Below are 19,379 nucleotides of genomic sequence, written 5' to 3' on the forward strand. Positions count from 1 at the left end.
CCCGATCGACCGGCCGGTACGGCTTCAGGTCCGCCGTCGATCCGCCACCTCATCCGGCCGGCCATCGGACCGCCGACCCGGCCACCCTGTCCGGTCGTCACGTCAGACCGCCCGGCCGTCAGCCTCATCCGGCCGTCACATCAGACCGCCCGGCCGTCAGCCCCGTCCGGCCGTCGCATTGGGCCGCCCGGTCGTCAGTGCGTGCGGTCGGCGCATTGGGCTGCCTGGTTGACGGGCCGCTTGGCGAGCAGGTCGCGGGCCTGCGCACGGGCCAGGTTCCAGCCGTTCCACGGGTCCGGGCGGTCCAGGCCGTTGGCACGCACCACGTCGGCCAGCACGCAGCTGCGTTGCGGCTCCGGCAGCCGGTCCAGCGCCGGCACGGCCTCGGCGCCCAGGTCTCCCAGGTAGTCGGGGTCGATCTTGGCGATGCCCCGCACCTCCACCTGTGTGCGGGCCACCTGCAGGTCGGGGTTCACCATGGCGAAGGCGCCCAGCCCGATCGCGGTGATCAGCACCACGGTACGCGGCAGCCAGCCGGAGCCACGGCCGGCCAGGCGTACCGCACCGGCGAGCAGCACCAGCGCGAACACCGCGCCCAGCCACCAGACCGTCGCCTGCACCGACAGGCGGAGCCGCGACAGCCCGTACGCGTCGGTGTAGAGGTCCATCCGGTGCAGCGCCGAGGCGAGGACGACCACGGTCAGCGCGCACAGCACGCCGAGCTGCCCGGCCAGCAGCCAGCGCTCACGGTTGGAGGTCCTGAGGATGCCGCTGGCCACCGCGACGATGCCGAGCACGAACACGCTCACCACGACGAGCTGGAAGAAGCCCTGACGAGCGTATTCGGCGTAGGTGAGCCCGGCCGTCTCCAGCACCCAGGCGTTGCCGCCGAACAGCGCGGTGATCTGTACCGCGACAAACGCGACGAACAGCAGGTTGACCGCCGTGAGCGGCAGCAGCCAGATGGCCCGGCTCACGACGACCTTGACCTCGGGGCCCACGGGATCGGCGACCGGCCTGAGCGCGACCAGCACCACGGCCGCCAGCAGCGCCGCGCCGACCGCGAACAGGAAGATCCGAATCGGCAGGGACTCCACCCAGTCGGGAGTGCTGGTCAGGCGTTCCACGTAGGAGGCGAACACCGCGTCGGCCGACGTGAACAGCAGCCCGAACACCAGCAGCAGCACGGTCGTGATGCCCAGCGCCACCAGCGTCGGCATGACGTGGTGCCTGGACTTCAGCTTCTTCACCGGTTTGCCCAGGAACCACGGCACGGGCCCGAGCGCCAGCAGCACCGACACGCCGCCCCTGATCACGCCCAGCCAGCCGAGCCCGGCCCCCGACACCGCCAGCGCGGCCAGCCCGACCCCCGCCACGACGAGCAGACTGACCAGCCAGTCCGCGTCCCTCACCGCGGCCATCGAGATCAGCCAGTACGCCAGCACCCCGAACCCCAGCGTCCACGGCGTCATCCTCCGCAGCACCGCCGGCAGCGCCGCCGCGCCCAGCACCATCGCGACCAGCACCAGCCCCAGCCCGGCCTGCGCCTCGGGCAGTGCCACCGCCGTGAACACCCCTGCCCCGGCCGCCGCGGGCAGCAGCCAGCGCGGCGTCTCGGGCAGCTCCGGCCGCGGGAACAGCGGTGGCGGCACGTACGGTGGCGGCGGTTGCCGCGGCCCGGACGCCTGCGCGGGGTGTGGCGCACCAGGGCGCGCCGGTGTCCCACCCTCCCCATGGTGCGTCTCGCCCTGGTACGGCGATCTCGGGTAGGTCTCGCCCTGCTCCGGCCCGCCCTGGCCCTGCTGCGGCCCGCCCTGGCCCTGCTGCGGCCCGCCCTGGCCCTGGTGCGGCCCGTCGTGGCCCTGGTGTGGAGCCGGTCGGCGACCGGGGCCCGCGCCGATGGCCATGCCGATGGCGCCGACCAGCGCGGTGCAGAGCACGAGCGTGATGAACGCCATCCCGTCGCCTACGGTGACGCTCATGAACACGGCGGCGAACATGCCGCCCAGGAAGCCGATGAGCAGCCCGACGATGGTCCCGACCACCATCCGCACCAGCCTCGGCCCGGACTCGGCCGTCGGCCCTGCCGTCTCTCCAGGCATCGGCCGGGATTGCGCCCCCCTCAGCACCCCTGCCTCCGGCACCGGCCACGCCATCGGCCCAGCTCCCGGCACGGCCACGGTGGTGTCCATCGGGCCGACGATCGCCGCCGTAGTGGTCTCGACGCTCCCATCGAGCGCGTCCACGGAGCCGGTTGGGCCGAGCTCACGCACCACGACTCCCTTACCGGCCGCCCCAGTGCCGGTGACGATGCCGGTCCCGGTGGCGGTCCCGGTCCCGGTCCCGGTCCCGGTGCCGGTGCCGGTGACGATGCCGGTGACGATGCCGGTCCCGGTCCCGGTGGCGGTCCCGGTCCCGGTGCCGGTGTCGGTCCCGGTCCCGGTGCCGGTGCCGGCCGCGTCTTCCATGCCGGCGACGGTCGCCTGGGCGGCATCCGTGACCGCCGGGGGCGGCGTGGCCCGGTCACCTGTCGCGTCCGTGCCACCGCCCGGAGCGCGGGTCGCGTCCGCTCCCTCGGTGCCGGGAACGGCCCCGATCAGCGCGGCCAGGGCAGCGGTCACCCCGTCCGCGCTCTCAGCCGCCCCTGCCGGGATGGCCGCCGCGGCAGGGGCACCCGGCTCGGCCGCGCCCGCCAGAGGGCCGGACACCGGGAGGCCGGACGCCGGAGGGCCGGACGCCAGAGGGCCGGACGCCAGAGGGCCGGACGCCGGGGGGCCGGACGCCGACACACCGGCAACCGCCGTCCCAGGACTGGTCACCGGCGTCAGCGTGGGGGTGGCCGGAAGGCCGGACTCCACCTGCCGTCCCTCTAATGGCTCGTTCGCCATCATCGTCCTCCCTGGTAGTTCGACGATCATGCGGCACCCCGCGCAGTCGTCGATGCTGATCGAACCGCCGTGCAGTTCGACGATCTCCTTCACGATGGCCAGCCCCAGCCCCGCTCCCCCGGCGTCGGCGGCGCGGCCGCTGTCGAGCCGGGAGAAGCGCTCGAACACGCGGCTCCGGGCCGAGGCGGGGATGCCGGGCCCCTGGTCGGCGACGGTGATCTGGACGCCGCCCTCCGTCGGGGCGGCCGACACGGTGACCACGCCACCGGGCGGGCTGTGCCGTACCGCGTTGTCGAGCAGGTTGGCCAGCACCTGGGCGAGCAGGTCGGGGTCGGCGCGGACGACGAGACGGCCGGGGACCGCCGCGGCGAGCCGGACGTCCTCGCGCGCGAGCGCGCTCTCCCGCACCGCCTGGACGAGCAGCGGCGCGAGCTCGATCGTCTCGGGCTCGATCAGCCGGACGCCGGAGTCGAGCCGCGACAGGTCGAGCAGTTGCGCGACGAGCCTGCCGAGTCGTTCGGTCTGGGCGAGCGCGGTGCGCATGGTGACGGGGTCGGGCGCGGAGACGCCGTCCACGACGTTCTCCAGCACGGCCCGCAGCCCGGTGATGGGCGTGCGGAGCTCGTGGCTGACGTTGGCGACGAGCTCGCGCCGCTGCCGGTCGACCTCGCCGAGGTCGGCGGCCATCGCGTTGAACGCCCTGGCCAGCTCGCCGACCTCGTCGCGCGAGGTGGCGCGGACGCGCAGCGTGTAGCGGCCCTTGGCGATGGTCTGGGCGGCGCGGGCCATCTCGCGCAGCGGCTTGGTCATGCCCATGGCGAGCACCTGCACCATGATCAGGGCGAGCACCACGGCGACGGCGATCCTGACGTCGCGGGTGAACCCGGAGTAGATGCCGACCTCGTTGATGACGAACGCGGTGCCGACGGCCAGCACGATCACGATGCCGAGCTTGACCTTGATCCGGCCGAGGAAGTCGAGCGGTCTCATGGCCGTACCAGGGCGTAGCCGACGCCGTGGACGGTGCGTACGACGTCGGAGCCGAGCTTGCGGCGCAGCGCGCGCACGTGGCTGTCGACGGTCCTGGTGGCGGCGGCCTCGGAGAAACCCCACACGTCGGACAGCAGCCGATCGCGCTCGAACACCTGGCCGGGCCGCTCGGCGAGCCGGCGCAGCAGGTCGAACTCGGTCCTGGTGAGCTGCGCCTCCGTGCCGCGGACGAACACCCGGCGGGCCGCGGTGTCGATCTCCATCTCCCCCACGCGGAGCACGGTGTCCTCGGCGGCCAGCTGGGCGGCCCGCTCGACCCGGCGCAGCAGCGCGTGGATCCGCGCCACCAGCTCGCGCATGCTGAACGGCTTGGCGAGATAGTCGTCGGCGCCGACGCCGAGCCCGACGAGCACGTCGGTCTCCTCGCCGAGCGCGGTGAGCATGAGCACCGGCACCGGCCGGGCCGCCTGCATCCGGCGGCACACCTCCAGCCCGTCGAGGCCCGGCAGCAACCGGTCCAGGATCACCAGGTCGGGCTCCGCCCTGCCGTACTCGGTCAGGGCGGTCTCGCCGTCGCCGGCCACCCGGACGTCGAACCCCTCCGCCGCCAATCTGTCGCGTACGGCCCTGGCGATGGTCTCGTCGTCCTCGACCAGGAGGACGCGTCGCTGCTCTGCCACGGACGAAAGCCTAGAAGTGCCCCGTGCAGACGGCACTCCCCTAACTGTGCACATCCGGTGCAGACTTGGGCGAGTGAATACTGCCGAATATCTCCGCCGTCTCGGGCTTCCCGGCCTGCTCAACACCCCGCCTTCGGCCGAGAGCCTGCGGGCCCTGCACGTCGCGCACGTCGAGCGGGTGCCATACGAAGTGCTGGAGATCTGGCTGGGCCGTGCGACGACCGTCGACCCGCTGGAGTCGGCCGAACGCATCCTGCGGGGACGCGGCGGCTACTGCTACCACCTGAACGGCGCGTTCTCCCGGCTGGCCATGGAGCTGGGGTACGAGGTGACCCGGCACGTCGGAGGCGCGCAGATGCGGGGTGGTGAGCCCGGCGTCAGCGGCAACCACCTGGTGCTCACCGCGCGCGGCCTGCCGTCCGACGACAACCCGGGCGGCGAGTGGCTGGTGGACCTCGGGCTCGGCGACGGCCTGCACGAGCCGCTCCCGCTGGTCGAGGGGACGTACCGGCAGGGCCCCTTCAGGTACGGGCTGCGGCCGTCGGAGGTGGTGCCGGGCGGTTGGCGGTTCGACCATGACCCGGGCGGCTCGTTCGAGGGCATGGATTTCGCCCTGACACCCACTGACATGTCGGCCTTCACAAAAATGCATGACCACCTGAGCACTTCGCCGGATTCCGGCTTCGTCCGCGTCGCCACCGTGCAGCGGCGCGACGCCTCGGGGGCGGACATCCTGCGCGGGCTCAGGCTGTCCCGCCTCGGCAGCGGCAGCCACTCGGTCACGCTTGACTCGGCCCGCGACTACTACGCCGCGCTGGCCGACGTGTTCGGGCTGTCGCTCGACGACGTGAGCGCCGGGGAGAAGGACGCGCTGTTCGGCAGGCTGCACGACGCGCACGAGGAGTGGCTCGCGGCGACGCCGGCCTGACGCCTCCTGTCAGGGACAATGCGGTACGTGAGTCTCGTGACGTTCATCCATGGCTTGCCCGGTTAGAGGCCGCTATCGTGCACCTCGGGATGGGAAAGACCACGAAACTCGCAGGGCGCTACCGGCTGCTGGACCCCCTGGGCGGTGGGGTCGCACGACCGGCCTTCGACGAGCTGGAGCACCGCGACGTGACGGTCAGAGCCGTGCACGTGCCGCCCGAGCTGCGCGACGCCGCCGTGCGTGACGCGCGGCGGGCCATCGGGCTGCGCCACGCCTCGATCGTCGGCGTGCTCGACGTGGTGGTCGAGAAGGGCGAGCCGTGGCTGGTCACGGAGTCCGCCACGGGCGCCTCGCTGGAGCGAACCGTGCTGTCGCGCCATCCACTGCCCGTCCTGCAGGCCGCGCGGGTGGGCGTCTGCGTGCTCTCGGCGCTGCTGGCCGCGCACGCCGAGGGGATCGTGCACGGGCGGGTCAATCCGGCCAACGTGCTGCTCACCTCGACCGGCCGGGCGCTGCTCTCGGGGTTCGGGTTCCCGGATCCCGGCCTGTCGCCCGCCTCCGACCTCTGGTCGCTGGCCGCCACACTGCACTTCGCCGTGGAGGGCCGGCCGCCGGGCCCGGCGCCCGTCGCGGGCGCCGATCCACTGCGGTCGCTGATCCGGGCGATGCTCGATCCGGCGGGACCGCCGCCCGCCGAAGTGGTGGCCGAGACGCTCGACCGGCTCGCCCTCGACCGCTCCCTCGACCAGGTGATCGCCTCTTCCGGGGCGGTGCCGATCGGTCAGGTGGTCGCGATCGGGCTGGCCGTGCTCGACCAGCTGGCCGCGATCCACTCGCGCGGCCGGCACCACGGCGCCGTGCATCCGGGGATGGTCCTGCTGCCGGCGGGCGGCGCTCCCGCGCGGCTGCGTTCGGCACGGGTGGCGGGGCCGCCCATGCCCGACTACACCGCGCCCGAGGGGGTCGCGAGCCAGGCCGCCGACCTGTGGTCGCTGGGGGCCACGTTGTTCGCGGCCGTGGAGGGCCGGTCGCCCGCCCCCGGCGCCCCGCTGACCAGGGCGGGCACGCTCGCGCCGGTGTTGTTCCGGCTGCTGTCGGGAGACCCGGCCCAACGGGGTGACCTGGCGGAGCTGCGCCAGGAGCTGCTGGCGGTCGGCGCCGAGGCCGAGGGCCTGAGGACCGGCTCCAGGTGAACGCAACGGTTGAGATACATCGCGTACGGAACCGTGTCCGTGCGCCACTCGTTGGACCGGCGACGCAGAATAGTGAAGAGGCGGGGCGTGCGCCCCGCGTTCGGAGGACGTTGAGGATGTCGCCAGTTCAGAAGTACGCCATCGGAGCCGGCGCAGCGGTTCTGCTCTCTCTGATCTTCTTCGGGGCCGGATGGATCACGTTGCTGGTCATCCTCGGCGTGGTCGGCGCCCCCGTGGTCGGTTATCTGATGCTCGACCCGTCGCAGCGCGAGCGGCTCAAGAGGTCGCGCAAGCGCGGCATCGGCCGCTGATCCCGGGCGGCGGGGGCCTCAGGCCTCCGCCGGCTGGGCGTTCCGCACCCGCTCGGTGACCTTGCGTTCCACGACGAACGACAGGAACGGCACCGTGCCGCCGAGCATGATGCCCAGCATGTACGGCCAGTTCCAGCGCGCCTTCATGCCCAGGTTCATCACCGCCACCAGGTAGACCATGTAGAGAAATCCATGGATGGGCGCCACGACCTTGGACAGGGTCGCGTTGTCGAAGCCGTACCTGAGCACCATCGCCACGCAGAGGATGAGCAGCATCACGCCGACGACGTAGGCGAGCGCCCGGAAGGGCTTGAGAGCCGATTCCACCGTTTAACCTTCCAGAACCATTTCAGGGGACGTGCGACGGTCCCGATCCGCGCGTACGCCATCGCGTACGAAGTGGAACCACATGAACACGGCGAACCCGGCGAAGATCCACCAGTTGGCGGCGTAGGCCAGGTTGCGCCAGGTGAGGGTGCCGCTGACGACCGGGGGCGCGACCTCGACCTGGGTGAGCGAGCCCGACGGCGGCTGGGCGACGACGAAGCCGTTGCGCACCTGCTCGCCGGCCCACAGGTTGATCAGCTCACCCGTCGACACGGTCTGCACCTGGCCTTCGGGCAGGGCTCCGGCGCGCCGCTGGACGCTGTCGGTGCCCTGTGGCGGCCTGAGCCGGCCCGCCACGGTGACCCTGCCCTGCGGCACCGCGAGGCCCGGGTCGTCGGCCGTGGCCGCCCAGCCGCGCACCACGGGCACCAGCGTGCCGTCGTCGAGCTTGAGCGGCGTGAGCACCCAGTAGCCCTCGTCTCGCGCGACGTTGCCGCCCGGCGCCTCGACACTGGGCCGCCTGTCGATGACCAGCAGCTGGCGGGTGGCGTCGTAGACGCCCTCGGCGGTGACCTTGCGCGCGACGGAGTCGCTCGGCATCTGCGCGCCCACCTGGGTGAGCGTGGCGACGGCGACGGGCGCGGGGTCGGTCGCGCTGTGCGGCTTGCCGGAGTCCTGGAAGACGCCGAGCTGCCAGCGCCCGAGGAAGAGGAACGCGACGAGGACCCCGATCGTCAGCAGGTGCAACCCCAGCATGCGGGGTGAGAGCAGGGTCCTCAGCATGGTTACAAGCTATCCGGCGATCCGGGTGGTCGCCCCATCAACCCGGGGTCTACGAATCACACGAAGCAGTGCAATTGCGGCATGTGATCCCGCTAGGCTGCTGCCCATGTCTGACCAGCATATAGACCCCGCGGGCAACACCCAGCAGTTCCGCGCGTTCGCGCAGCAGTCCGAGCAGGAGGAGGCGGCGACGCCCAAGAGGTCGCCTCTTCTGCCGATCATCGCCGTCGTGCTCGCGATCGCGATCGTCGGCGTGGGCGTCTTCCTGCTCCTGCGCTGACCCGGCCCGAGGGTGCGCCGACGGCTACGGCTCTCGGCGCTTTTCGTGTTTCCCAGGCAGCCCATACCGACCAGTCGGTGTGATGTGGTTCACTCCACACAGAACCTGGACCGGACGCGGGACGCGGATTACATTGGACTTCGCGTCCAATAATCCCGGGACGCGGAGGAGGAGCAGTGGCTGAGCCAGGCATAGTGATCATCGGCTCCGGCTTCGCCGGGATCGGCATGGCGATCAAGCTCAAAGAGGCCGGCTACCACGACTTCGTCATCCTGGAGAAGGCCCCGGACCTCGGCGGCACCTGGCGCGACAACACCTACCCCGGCTGCGCCTGCGACGTGCCGTCGCACATGTACTCCTACTCCTTCGCCCTCAATCCCGACTGGTCGCGGATGTTCTCCCCACAGGAGGAGATCTGGGACTACATGCGGGCGTGCGTCGACAGATACGGCATCGCCCCCCATCTCAGGTACGGCAAGCGGGTCGTCTCCCTGGAGTACGACGACGGCGCCCGGCTGTGGGAGGTGGCCACGGCGGACGGCGAGACCCTGCGGCCGCATGCCGTCGTCTCCGGCATCGGCGCCCTCCATATCCCGTCATTTCCGGAAATAGCGGGGCGGGAGCGCTTCGCGGGCCCGGCCTTCCACTCCGCCGCATGGGACCATTCGGTCGACCTCACCGGCAAGCGCGTGGCCGTGATCGGCACCGGCGCCTCGGCCATCCAGTTCGTCCCCCAGATCGCCTCCAGGGCCGCCAAATTGACCGTCTTCCAGCGGACACCGCCGTGGATCCATCCCAAACCCGACTTCGCCATCCCGCGCCGGATGCGGCGGGCGCTGCGGCTGCCGGGCGCGGCCAGGACACTGCGCCACGCCCTCTACTGGCTGCTGGAGAGCAGGGCGCTGGGCTTCACCGTGGACCCCCGGCTGATGAAGGTGCACGAGACGCTCGCCCGGCGGCACCTGGAGAGCCAGGTGCCCGACCCCGAGCTGCGCCGCAAGCTGACCCCCGGCTACACGATCGGCTGCAAGCGCATCCTGATCTCCAGCGACTACTACCCGGCGCTCACCCGCGGCAACGTCGACCTGGTCACCGACGAGATCGCGGAGATCAGGGAGCACTCGATCATCGACGCGACCGGCGCCGAGCACGAGGTCGACGTGATCGTCTACGGCACCGGCTTCAAGGTCATCGAGTCGCTGCAGGACCAGCGCATCGTCGGCAGGAACGGCGTGAAGATCCAGGAGGCCTGGCAGGACGGCATCGAGACCTACTACGGCATCAGCACGGCCGGCTTCCCCAACCTGTTCTTCCTGCTCGGCCCCAACACGGGGCTCGGGCACAACTCGGTCGTCTTCATGATCGAGTCGCAGATCCGCTACGTCATGGACTGCCTGCGCCTGCTCTCCAGGACCCGGGCCAGGGCGCTCGACGTCCGGCCGGAGCGGCAGCGGGAGTTCGGCAGGCGGCTGCTCGAACGGCTCGACCCGCTGGTGTGGAACTCCGGGGGCTGCGACTCCTGGTATCTCGACGAGCAGGGCGTCAACCGGACGATCTGGCCGGGCTTCACCTTCGAGTACTGGGCGCGTACCCGCAAGGTGAAGCCCGACGCCTACGAGCTCATCTACTAGGTCTCACCACCAGCGCGCTGCCGCCGCCGCGCCTGGTCGGCTCGGCCACGGCCTGGACCTTGTTCCGGCCGACGAACTCCAGCGCGGTCGCCGCCCCGATCTCGGCCGTCAGCGCGAAGCTGTGCCCGCGGGCCTCCAGCTCGGCCCGATGGGCGTCCAGGAACGCCTGCTCCGCCTGCGTCTGCGCGCTGTTGCGCTGCGAGGCCCGCGGCGCGGCGAGCGCCTCGGGCAGGCTCATGCCCCATTCGAAGCGGTTGACCAGGATCTGCAGCACCGTGGTGATGATCGTCGCGCCGCCGGGCGAGCCGACCGCCAGCACCGGCTTGCCGTGCTGGAACACGATCGTGGGCGCCATCGACGAGCGCGGCCGCTTGCCGGGACCGGGCAGGTTCGGGTCGCCCGGAGCCGGGCCGAAGGTGAAGTCGGTCAGCTCGTTGTTGAGCAGGAACCCACGGCCGGGCACCACGATGCCGTTGCCGCCGGTCGACTCGATGGTCAGGTTGTAGGCCACCACGTTGCCCCAGCGGTCGGCGACCACCAGGTGCGTGGTCTCCGGGCCCTCGCCGGCCGTCGGCGTCGAGGCGCCCTTCGGGGCCTCGCAGAACGTGTAACTCCCGTCCGGGTCGCCCGGCGCGGCGGGGTGCGCCATCGCGTCGGGGCCGATCAGACAGGCGCGTTCCTTGGCGAAGCCGTCGGACAGCAGCTCCTCCAGCGGCACCCCGGGCACGTCCGCGACGTACTTGTTGCGGTCGGCGAAGGCCAGCCGGGACGCCTCCAGGTACTCGTGCAGCCCGACCTGGGGCAGCGAGTCGAGGATGTTCAGCGCCTCACCCACGGTCGAGCCGCCGGAGGACGGGGGCGCCATGCCGTACACCCGCAGATTCTGGAAGTCGACGCGCGTGGGCTCACGCAGCAGGGCGCGGTAGGCCCGCAGGTCCGACTGCTCCATGAGGCCGGGCCGGACGTTGCGGGTCGCGCCGGGCACGACCGGCGGCTGCTTGACCGTGGCGACGATCTCCTTGCCGAGCTGCCCGCCGTACAACCAGTCGGGGCCGCGCCTGCCCAGCTCGCGGTAGGTGGCGGCGAGGTCGGGGTTCCTGAAGACGGAGCCGACGGCCGGCGGCGCGCCGCCCGGCAGGTAGAGGGCGGCGGTGGAGGAGAAGTCCTTGAACCTCGCCCGGTTCTGCTCGGTCTGGGCGGCGAACGTCTCGTCGACGACGAAGCCCTTGGACGCCACCTCGATGGCCGGCTGCAGCGCCTGCTTGAGCGAGATCGTGCCGAACCTGCGCAGCGCCAGATCCCACTGCGCGACCGCGCCCGGCACCCCCGCCGACAGGCCGCTGGTCACGGCCTCCTCGAACGGGATGCCCTCGAAAGTGGCCGCGTGCATGGCCTTCGGTGCCGTCTCACGGCCGTCGATCGTGTGCACCTTACGCCGCTGGGCGTCGTAGTAGACGATGAAGCCGCCGCCCGCCAGCCCGGCGGAGTAGGGCTCGGTGACCCCGAGCACCGCGCCGGCGGCGACGGCGGCGTCGATGGCGTTGCCGCCTCTCTTCAGTACGGCGATGGCCGCCTTGCTCGCGTCGAGGTCGACGGTGGCGACCGCGCCGCCCGTCCCCTCGGCGACGGGGACCTTGTGAGGGGGTACGGCCAGCGCGGGAGGGGCGCCGGCCAGCATGAGGAGGACTGCTGCTGTGGAAACGATCACACTGCGCATGGTGTCCACGATGGACCAGGTACGCCCGTCGCGGTAGGGCCCCCTGCGACATGCGGGGGATGCGCTGGTCAGGACGTTGACCTAGCGTGGGCATGTGCGCATGAAGTCCGGATACACCCCATACCTCGCGCTGATCGTCGCGATCGTCCAGGTGGGGTTGTCCCCTGGCGCGGAGTATGGGCAGGAATCGTTCAGGGAACCGCTCACCCCTCTGGCGTACGGGTTGCTGCTGGTCGGTCCGGCGATGCTGGCGGTGTTCCGGAAGCTTCCGCTCATCTCGTCGTTCATCACGTTCGCGGTGACGTACGTGTACGTGTGGCAGGGCTACCCGTACGGCCCCATCTTCCTCGCCCCGATCGTCGTCCTGTTCCTGCTGATCATGAACGGGCGGCGGCTGGCCGCGTGGATCCTGGCCGGAGTCACGCTCGCCGTCTTCCTCGTCTACGCCGGGCTCGGCACCTACCAGGGAGGGCCCTGGCTCTACCACGCGCTGGCGATCAGCGCGTTCATCCTGGTGTTCATGGTGGCGGCCGAGCTGCTCAGGATTCTGCGGGAGCGCCGCGCCCAGCAGTCGCGGGCGGTCCAGGAGGAGACCAGGCGGCAGGCCAGCGAGGAACGACTGATCATGGCCCAGGAGCTGCACGACGTGCTGGCGCACAACATCTCGCTCATCCACGTCCAGGCCTCGACCGCGCTGCACCTCATCGACGACCACCCCGAACAGGCCCGCACCGCGCTGGCCACGATCAAACTAGCCTCCAAGGAGGTGCTCGGCGAGATGCGTTCGGTGCTGAACGTGCTCCGCGACGGCGCTCCCCGCTCCCCCACCGCCGGGCTCGACCGCCTCGACGAGCTGGCCGAGCGCTCCGGCGTGGACGTGACGATCAAACACGCCGGCTCCCGGCCGCTGCCCCGGCCGGTCGAACGCGCCGCCTACCGCATCGTGCAGGAGTCGCTCACCAACGCCGCCCGCCACGCCCCCGGCTCCCGGGTCTCGGTCCGCCTCGAGTACGGCGCGGACGAGCTGTGCATCCAGATCAGCGACACCGGCGCGACGTCACCCGCCGTGCACGCGGAGGTGGGCAGCGGCAACGGCATCCCCGGCATGCGCGAACGCGCCTCCGCGCTGGGCGGCTCGCTGGTCGCGGGCCCCTCGGGCCACGGCTTCCAGGTCTCGGCCCGGCTCCCCCTCCCCGAGGAGAACTCTTGATCAACGTGCTGCTCGCCGACGACCAGGCCCTGGTGCGGGCGGGCTTCAAGGCCCTGCTCGACGCCCAGCCCGACATGACCGTGGTCGCCGAGGCCGCCGACGGCGCCGAGGCCGTGCGTCTGTCGCGCGAGCACGATCCGGACGTGGTGCTGATGGACATCCGGATGCCCGGCACCGACGGCCTCACCGCCACCCGCCAGATGCCCCCGGGCCCGCGCGTCATCATCCTGACCACCTTCGAGCTGGACGAGTACGTCTTCGAGGCCCTGCGCGGCGGCGCCAGCGGCTTCCTGGTGAAGGACACCGAGCCGGCCGAGCTCATCCAGGCGGTGCGCGTGGTGGCCGCCGGCGAAGCCCTCCTCTCCCCGAGCGTGACCCGCCGCCTCATCTCCGAGTACGCCTCGCGCGCCAAGGAGCCGCTGGCCGCCGACGACCTCGACCGGCTGACCGAACGCGAGCGCGAGGTCCTCACCCTGGTCGGGGCCGGCATGACCAACGACGAGATCGCGGCCAAGCTGTTCATGTCGCCGGCGACGGCCAAGACGCACGTGAGCCGGACCATGATGAAACTCAACGCCCGCGACCGCGCCCAACTGGTCGTCATCGCGTACGAATCCGGCGTGGTCAGACCCGGCTGGCTCTGACCTGCCGCTTCGGCGTGGCCCGTTCCCAGGTCCGTGCTTTCTGTGGGTGGCCGCGGAGGCGGGTGGGCGTTCCGGCCGACCGCCTTTCTGTTGGAGCCGCGGAGACGGGTGGGCGTTCCGGCCGACTCTGTTGGAGCCGCGGAGACGGGTGGGCGTTCCGGCCGACCGCGATTGCCCGGGGTCTGGTGATGTTCGCCTTCGGCGTTGCCGCGGGCGCGGGGGTACCTGGCACGGTCTTAAGTCGGCCGGAACGCCCACCCGCCTCCGCTTCAAGCTACCCGGCCCGCTCTGCTCACCCGCCGCAGAGCGGGCAGGGGCCCGTCGCCTTCCGTCTCGCCGATGCTGAAGCGTCTGTTTCCGCCCGCCGGGCATGCTCGCCGTAGCTGAAGCCGTCACTTTCCGGCACAGTGCGGGCTGGGCACACACTCCGGATATGTGGGACCTGCGCTGGACTTCCCTGAACGGCCGCAGCCGCCGAGACCTGGCGGTTGATCAAGTATCCGGTCGAGGAGAGGCCGGTCGGGGCGCAAATCGAGTCTTCTGAGGCGAGGCGGGATGGCGCGGCCGGGGGGTAAATCGGTTGTCCGGGGGTCAGGTGGGATGGCACGGTCGGGCGATGGGGAGATTGTTCGAGGACTTGGTGGCCGAAGCCGAGACGGTGTCCGTCGACGGGTGGGACTTCTCCTGGCTCGACGGACGAGCGAGCGAGGAACGCCCCTCCTGGGGGTACGCGCGGCTGCTCGGTGAGCGGATGGCCGAGGCGACGGCCGCGCTGGACATCCAGACCGGTGGCGGCGAGATCCTGGCCGGGCTCCCGAAGCTCCCGCCGGTGACCGTCGCCACCGAATCATGGCCGCCCAATCTCAGACTGGCCGCCGCCAGGCTGCGCGAGAGAGGGGGCGCGGTCGTGGCCGACGACGAGGAGCCGCGGCTCCCCTTCCGGACGGGCGCCTTCGACCTGGTGTCCAGCCGCCACCCGGTGCGTACGTGGTGGACGGAGATCGCCCGCGTGCTCCGCCCCGGCGGCACGTACTTCTCCCAACAGGTCGGCCAGCGCAGCGTCTTCGAGCTGGCGGAGTTCTTCCTGGGTCCGCTGGACGGCTCGGCCCGCGACCCGGAGCAGGCCCGGCGCGAGGCGGAGGCGGCCGGTCTGACCGTCGTCGACCTGCGAGCGGAACGGCTCCGCATGGAGTTCCACGACGTGGGCGCGGTGATCTACTTCCTGCGCAAGGTGATCTGGATCGTGCCCGGCTTCTCCGTCGACCGCTATCGCAAGGAGCTGCGCGACCTGCACGACCGCATCCAAACTGACGGCCCGTTCGTCGCCCACTCCGCCCGCTTCCTCATCGAGGCAAGGGCTTGAACACACCCCGCGTCGTGCTGGAAAGTCCAGTCAGGCTTCAGCTGCGGTGCCCGGCCACGCAAAGCTGGGGTTTAGTTACGGTGCCCGGCCCGCGCTGTGCCGGAAAGTGAAGGCTTCAGCCTACGGCGACCAGCCGCGACGTACGGGATGAGGCGCTTCAGCGTCGGCGAGCAGGAAGGCGTCGAAGCCCGGCCCGCTCTGCGGTGGTCAGGCAGGACGGCGGGGGCGGTGAAGCGGAGGCGGGTGGGCGTTCCGGCCGACTTAAGACCGTGCCAGGTACCCCCGCGCCCGAAAACAAGGCCGAAGGCCAAAATCACCAGACCCCGGGCAATCGCGGTCGGCCGGAACGCCCACCCGCCTCCGCGGTCCAAGCGCCCACCCGCCTCCGCAGCCCCAACGCCCACCCACCGTAGATGGCCCAGGCGCCCGCTCGTTTGCGCGGCCCAAGCGCCCACCCGCCCCGCAGGCACACCCACCGTAGACGGCCCCGAACGAGGGTCCGATTCGGTCAACGCCGGTAAACATACTGTTACTGGCCGCGTCCAATAAGACACGTTACGTTGCTCCTGGAACCTACATCGAGAGTGGGGACGAGTATGCGGTCGATCGCCCGATTCTGCGGCCAGTGCAGCTGTGGCTGCCCCGAGCTGTTCGTCGACCACGCAGCCCCAGAAGACCGTCAGGTGATCATCACCGACGACTTCGGGCAGCGCGTCGAGATGAGCCGCGATCAGTTCAGCTCGATAGTGGAGGCGGCCAAGAGCGGGGCGCTGGACGACCTGGCTCTCGTCCACTGAGCGCGCAGGCCGCCGCCCTGCTCGCCAGCGGCCTCGCCGCCGGCCTCCTGGCGGGCACCGCGTCCTGCGCGGCGGTCCAGGGCGGCCTTCTGGTCGGCCTGATGGACCGAAGCCCTGGCCCGGCCACCGCCCCCCGATCGACGAGAGCGGCCGGAAAGGACGAGACGTGTTCGGCGCGGCCTTCCACCGGTGACCCGTCGCTGATCGGGTGGTTCCTGGCGGGCAGGCTGGTCGCCTACTCGGCGGTGGGAGCGCTGCTCGGGCTGCTGGGCGCGGCCGTCAGCCTGCCGCCCGCGGCCAGGGCACTGCTGCTCGTGGCGGCGGGCGTCACGGTGATCGTGTTCGCCGTACGACTGCTGCGCCGTACGGAACCCGGCTGCGCCCCGCCGGCACGGCAGACGAGGCGGCTGGCCGCGCCGTTGCTGGGCGCGGCGACCATCCTGGTCCCGTGCGGCGTGACGATCGGCATGGAGATGGTCGCCGTCTCCAGCGGATCCCCTCTCGGCGGGGCGGCGGTGATGGCCGGGTTCGTGCTCGGCACCGCTCCGGCGTTCGCGCTGCTGGGCTACGTGCTCCGGCGCGTCTCGCGGACCAGGGTGGCCAGGCTGGCCGGAGTGGTTGCGCTGGCGGCCGGGCTGTGGACGATCGGCACCGGGCTCAACCTGGGCGGCTGGCTGCCGCGGCCGACGCTCTCCGCCGCGGCCTCGGCCGGCGTACCGACAACCGGCAGCGCACGCACACACGAAACCGGCACACACGAAACCGGGACGACCGGGACGACCGGGACGGCCGTCGCGGAGGGCGGGCGCAGGGTCACGGTGTGGGCGATGCGCGACGGCTACCGGCCGGGCATCGTGACGGCCAGGGCGGGCGTGCCGGTGGAGGTCGTGTTCAAGCTGGTCGACCAGGGCTGCACGGGCACGGTGGTGCTCGACGGCCGTGACATCACCCTGCCGGCGACCGTGACGTTACCTCCGCAGCCCGCCGGGACGATGCGCTACACCTGCGCGATGGGGATGTACACGGGGTTCATCGAGTTCTCCTAGACCCGGCAATTACCCCTCGCTTCCGTCCGGTTACGTGTCACCCTGTGGGCCATGTCGTGGTGGCAAGGTGAGGCGCCGGCCGTTCCGGCGCCGCGCGTGGGCGACGAGGCCGAGCTGCTGCTGGCCGCGCAGGCGGGTGACCCGCAGGCCGCGCACCGGCTCGGCAGGTTGCACGCGCAGCGGGGTGACCGTTCAGCGGCCCGGCACTGGTGGGAGATGGCGGCCTCGGGCGGCAACGTCGACAGCGCCTTCAACCTGGGCATCTGGCACGAGAAGCATGGCAGCCTGGAGGAGGCGGTCTTCTGGTACGAGCGGGCGGCCGGCACGGGTGACGCGGAGGCGGCCGTCAACCTGGCCACGCTGCTGCTGGAGCAGCGCGGCGACCTGGAGGGCGCGAGGGGCTGGTTCGAGTGCGCGGCCCGCGCCGGGTCCCGGCCCGCGGCCCGGCGGCTGGCGCTGATCTGCGAGGACGCGGGCGAGCTGCACGCGGCGCGGGAGTGGCATCGCCGGGCCGCCACCGACGGCGACACGGCCTGCGCCCACGACCTGGGGTTCCTGGCCTACTCGGCCGGTGACGACGAGGAGACCGTGCGGTGGTGGGAGTTCGCGACGCGCGGCGGGCAGGCCGACTCTGCCTACTGTCTGGGCCTGTTCCTGCAGGCCAGCCGCGATCCCGAGGCCGCCGAGACCTACTTCCGGCTGGCCGCGGCGAGCGAGCATCCCGGCGCCGCCGCCCAGTTGGGCGGCATCGCGCTCTCCCGTGGCGACCTGCGCACGGCTCGCGGCTGGTACGAACGGGCGGCGGGCGCGGGCCGGGTGGAGGCCCAGCGGATGGCCGGGTTCGTCTGCGTGGAGCTGGGCGACTCGCGCGGGGCCAGTCACTGGTTCGGCCGGGCGGCGGCCGGGGGCGATGCGGAGGCCTCGTTCAACTTCGGGCTGTTGCTCATCGCGGAGTTCGGCGACCTCGAAGGGGGGCGGCACTGGTTCCGTGAGGCGGCGCTGGCCGGGCACCACCAGGCGGCCCTTGAGCTGGGCGGCCTGCTGACGGCGGCCGGGGAGGTGGGCGAGGCCCGGCGGTGGCTGGCCGATCCGCCGCCGCCGTCGTGGGGCAGGATGGCCGAGCCCGAGTTGTGCGCCCGGGCGGAGCTCGCGGCGGCGGCGACCGGCCGCAGGGGCGGCGTCTCGCTGGCGGTGCCCGCGCTGACGGAGGTTCTCTGCACCTGGGACGTGGTGACCAGGCCGCTGCACGACCACGCCGACGTGATCGGCTGGCTGGTGGCGCGGAGCGGCCTGCACACCAGCGCGATCGAGCATCTGGCCGCGGTGCGGGTCACGCTGCTGCGGCCGGGCGGCGCGCCGTGGCCCAGCCCGGCCGAGATCGAGCACGTCCTGGCCACGGCCCGCGAGCTGCGCCGCCGTTTCGGCCTGCGCCGATAGCGGTGCGGGCCGCGAGGGAGGTCAGGCGGCGAGTACGTCGGGGACGGGCGTGTAGGGCAGGTCGAGCGCCTGCGCGACCGGCTCGTTGGTGAGGCGCCCGCCGTGCGTGTTGAGGCCGCGCGCGAGCCCCGCGTCACTCTTGAGCGCGTCGCGCCAGCCCAGGTTGGCCAGCTTGACCGCGTACGGCAGGGTGGCGTTGGTCAGCGCGTACGTGGAGGTGTTGGCCACCGAGCCCGGCATGTTGGCCACGCAGTAGAAGACCGAGTCGTGCACCCGGTAGGTCGGCTCGGCGTGGGTGGTGGGGCGCGAGTCGGCGAAGCAGCCGCCCTGGTCGATGGCGATGTCGACGAGCACCGAGCCCGGCTTCATGCGGGAGACCAGGTCGTTCGAGACGAGGGTGGGGGCCTTCGCGCCGGGGATGAGGACGGCGCCGATCACCAGGTCGGCTTCAAGGACCTCCCGCTCGATCGCGTACGAGGTGGAGACCAGGGTTTTGAGGCGGCCCTGGTAGACGGCGTCGATGAAGCGGAGCCGGTCGACGTTGGTGTCGAGGACGGTGACGTCGGCGCCCATGCCGACGGCGATCTGCGCGGCGTTGAGGCCGGAGACGCCGCCGCCGATGACGACGACCTTGGCCGGGGCGACGCCGGGCACGCCGCCCGGCAGGACGCCGCGGCCGCCGTTGAACCGCATCAGGTTGTAGGCGCCGACCTGCGGGGCGAGCCGCCCGGCGACCTCGGACATGGGGGCGAGCAGCGGCAGCGCGTCACCGACCTGGACGGTCTCGTACGCGATGCCGGTCGTCCCGGCGGACAGCAGGGCGTCGGTGCACGGGTGCGAGGCGGCCAGGTGCAGGTAGGTGAAGAGCACGAGGTCTTCGCGCAGGCGGTGGTATTCGGAGGCGATCGGCTCCTTCACCTTGAGCACCAGCTCCGCCTCGGCCCACACCGCGTCGGCACTGTCGATGATCTTCGCGCCCGCGGCGAGATACTCGTCGTCGGTGATGTGCGATCCGAGGCCGGCCTCGCTCTGGACGGTGACGTCGTGGCCGTTGCGGACGAGTTCGTGCACGCCCGCCGGGGTGACGGCCACGCGGTATTCATGGTTCTTGACCTCGGCGGGCACACCGATCTTCATTGCGCCGGTTCCTTTCG

General features: G+C 71.9%; 17 protein-coding genes. 11 read left to right on the forward strand and 6 right to left on the reverse strand.

Annotation, left to right across the window (positions count from 1 at the left end):
- Positions 1-194 precede the first annotated feature (194 nt).
- Both IEY82_RS39130 and IEY82_RS15075 read right to left on the reverse strand, forming a co-directional pair.
- On the reverse strand, positions 195-3,878 hold the full coding sequence (locus IEY82_RS39130; RefSeq protein ID WP_225262719.1) for a DUF4153 domain-containing protein: 3,684 nt from the start codon (positions 3,876-3,878) through the stop codon (positions 195-197).
- Positions 3,875-4,558: a response regulator transcription factor gene (locus IEY82_RS15075; RefSeq protein ID WP_225262717.1), complete on the reverse strand. Its 684-nt coding sequence runs from the start codon at positions 4,556-4,558 to the stop codon at positions 3,875-3,877. Before IEY82_RS15075 ends, IEY82_RS39130 begins: the two co-directional genes overlap by 4 nt.
- Positions 4,559-4,631: 73 nt before the next feature.
- Between IEY82_RS15075 and IEY82_RS15080 the strand changes: the two genes are divergently transcribed.
- The 3 genes from IEY82_RS15080 (at position 4,632) to IEY82_RS15090 (ending at position 6,990) form a co-directional block, all read left to right on the forward strand.
- The gene (locus IEY82_RS15080) at positions 4,632-5,486 is read left to right on the forward strand and encodes an arylamine N-acetyltransferase family protein (RefSeq protein ID WP_225262715.1); all 855 of its coding nucleotides are present in this window, start codon (positions 4,632-4,634) and stop codon (positions 5,484-5,486) included.
- A gap of 89 nt (positions 5,487-5,575) precedes the next feature.
- Positions 5,576-6,679 carry a protein kinase domain-containing protein gene (locus IEY82_RS15085; RefSeq protein ID WP_189124727.1) on the forward strand — a complete coding sequence of 368 codons (1,104 nt, stop codon included), beginning with the start codon at positions 5,576-5,578 and terminating at the stop codon, positions 6,677-6,679.
- A gap of 116 nt (positions 6,680-6,795) precedes the next feature.
- Positions 6,796-6,990 carry a tail-anchor membrane protein gene (locus tag IEY82_RS15090; RefSeq protein ID WP_189124728.1) on the forward strand — a complete coding sequence of 65 codons (195 nt, stop codon included), beginning with the start codon at positions 6,796-6,798 and terminating at the stop codon, positions 6,988-6,990.
- A gap of 18 nt (positions 6,991-7,008) precedes the next feature.
- Here IEY82_RS15090 and IEY82_RS15095 read toward each other — a convergent pair whose 3' ends face one another.
- Positions 7,009-7,317, reverse strand: a complete 309-nt coding sequence (locus tag IEY82_RS15095) for a DUF3817 domain-containing protein (RefSeq protein ID WP_189124729.1) — start codon at positions 7,315-7,317, stop codon at positions 7,009-7,011.
- A 3-nt stretch (positions 7,318-7,320) separates the two neighbouring features.
- Positions 7,321-8,100: an SURF1 family protein gene (locus IEY82_RS15100; protein ID WP_189124730.1), complete on the reverse strand. Its 780-nt coding sequence runs from the start codon at positions 8,098-8,100 to the stop codon at positions 7,321-7,323.
- 106 nt (positions 8,101-8,206) lie between these two features.
- On the opposite strand from IEY82_RS15100, the gene IEY82_RS15105 reads away from it, so the two are divergent.
- The gene (locus IEY82_RS15105; protein WP_189124731.1) at positions 8,207-8,380 is read left to right on the forward strand and encodes a hypothetical protein; all 174 of its coding nucleotides are present in this window, start codon (positions 8,207-8,209) and stop codon (positions 8,378-8,380) included.
- Between the two features lie 227 nt (positions 8,381-8,607).
- A complete protein-coding gene (locus IEY82_RS15110; RefSeq protein ID WP_443686085.1) occupies positions 8,608-10,011 on the forward strand; it encodes a flavin-containing monooxygenase in 1,404 nt (467 codons plus the stop codon).
- Here IEY82_RS15110 and ggt read toward each other — a convergent pair.
- Positions 10,001-11,728 carry a gamma-glutamyltransferase gene (gene ggt / locus IEY82_RS15115; RefSeq protein WP_189124733.1) on the reverse strand — a complete coding sequence of 576 codons (1,728 nt, stop codon included), beginning with the start codon at positions 11,726-11,728 and terminating at the stop codon, positions 10,001-10,003. The genes IEY82_RS15110 and ggt overlap by 11 nt on opposite strands.
- Positions 11,729-11,828: 100 nt before the next feature.
- Here ggt and IEY82_RS15120 point away from each other — a divergent pair, with 100 nt between their 5' ends.
- The 6 genes from IEY82_RS15120 (at position 11,829) to IEY82_RS15145 (ending at position 18,225) form a co-directional block, all read left to right on the forward strand.
- Positions 11,829-12,938: a sensor histidine kinase gene (locus IEY82_RS15120; protein WP_225262790.1), complete on the forward strand. Its 1,110-nt coding sequence runs from the start codon at positions 11,829-11,831 to the stop codon at positions 12,936-12,938.
- Positions 12,935-13,582, forward strand: a complete 648-nt coding sequence (locus IEY82_RS15125; RefSeq protein WP_189124735.1) for a response regulator — start codon at positions 12,935-12,937, stop codon at positions 13,580-13,582. The genes IEY82_RS15120 and IEY82_RS15125 overlap by 4 nt, the downstream gene beginning before the upstream one ends.
- 616 nt (positions 13,583-14,198) lie before the next feature.
- A complete protein-coding gene (locus IEY82_RS15130) occupies positions 14,199-14,945 on the forward strand; it encodes a class I SAM-dependent methyltransferase (RefSeq protein ID WP_189124736.1) in 747 nt (248 codons plus the stop codon).
- 596 nt (positions 14,946-15,541) lie between these two features.
- Positions 15,542-15,742, forward strand: coding sequence for a hypothetical protein (locus tag IEY82_RS15135; protein WP_189124737.1), 201 nt, complete (start codon positions 15,542-15,544; stop codon positions 15,740-15,742).
- A 17-nt stretch (positions 15,743-15,759) separates the two neighbouring features.
- A complete protein-coding gene (locus tag IEY82_RS15140; protein WP_263647901.1) occupies positions 15,760-16,788 on the forward strand; it encodes an urease accessory protein UreH domain-containing protein in 1,029 nt (342 codons plus the stop codon).
- 51 nt (positions 16,789-16,839) lie between these two features.
- Positions 16,840-18,225 (forward strand): tetratricopeptide repeat protein, encoded by a 1,386-nt coding sequence (locus IEY82_RS15145; RefSeq protein WP_189124738.1) that lies wholly within the window; start codon positions 16,840-16,842, stop codon positions 18,223-18,225.
- A 21-nt stretch (positions 18,226-18,246) separates the two neighbouring features.
- On the opposite strand, the gene ald is transcribed toward IEY82_RS15145, so the two are convergent.
- Positions 18,247-19,362 (reverse strand): alanine dehydrogenase, encoded by a 1,116-nt coding sequence (ald, locus tag IEY82_RS15150; protein ID WP_189124739.1) that lies wholly within the window; start codon positions 19,360-19,362, stop codon positions 18,247-18,249.
- Positions 19,363-19,379: the final 17 nt, after the last annotated feature.

The sequence above is a fragment of the Nonomuraea cavernae genome (assembly GCF_014646355.1).
GTDB classification, from domain to species: domain Bacteria; phylum Actinomycetota; class Actinomycetes; order Streptosporangiales; family Streptosporangiaceae; genus Nonomuraea; species Nonomuraea cavernae.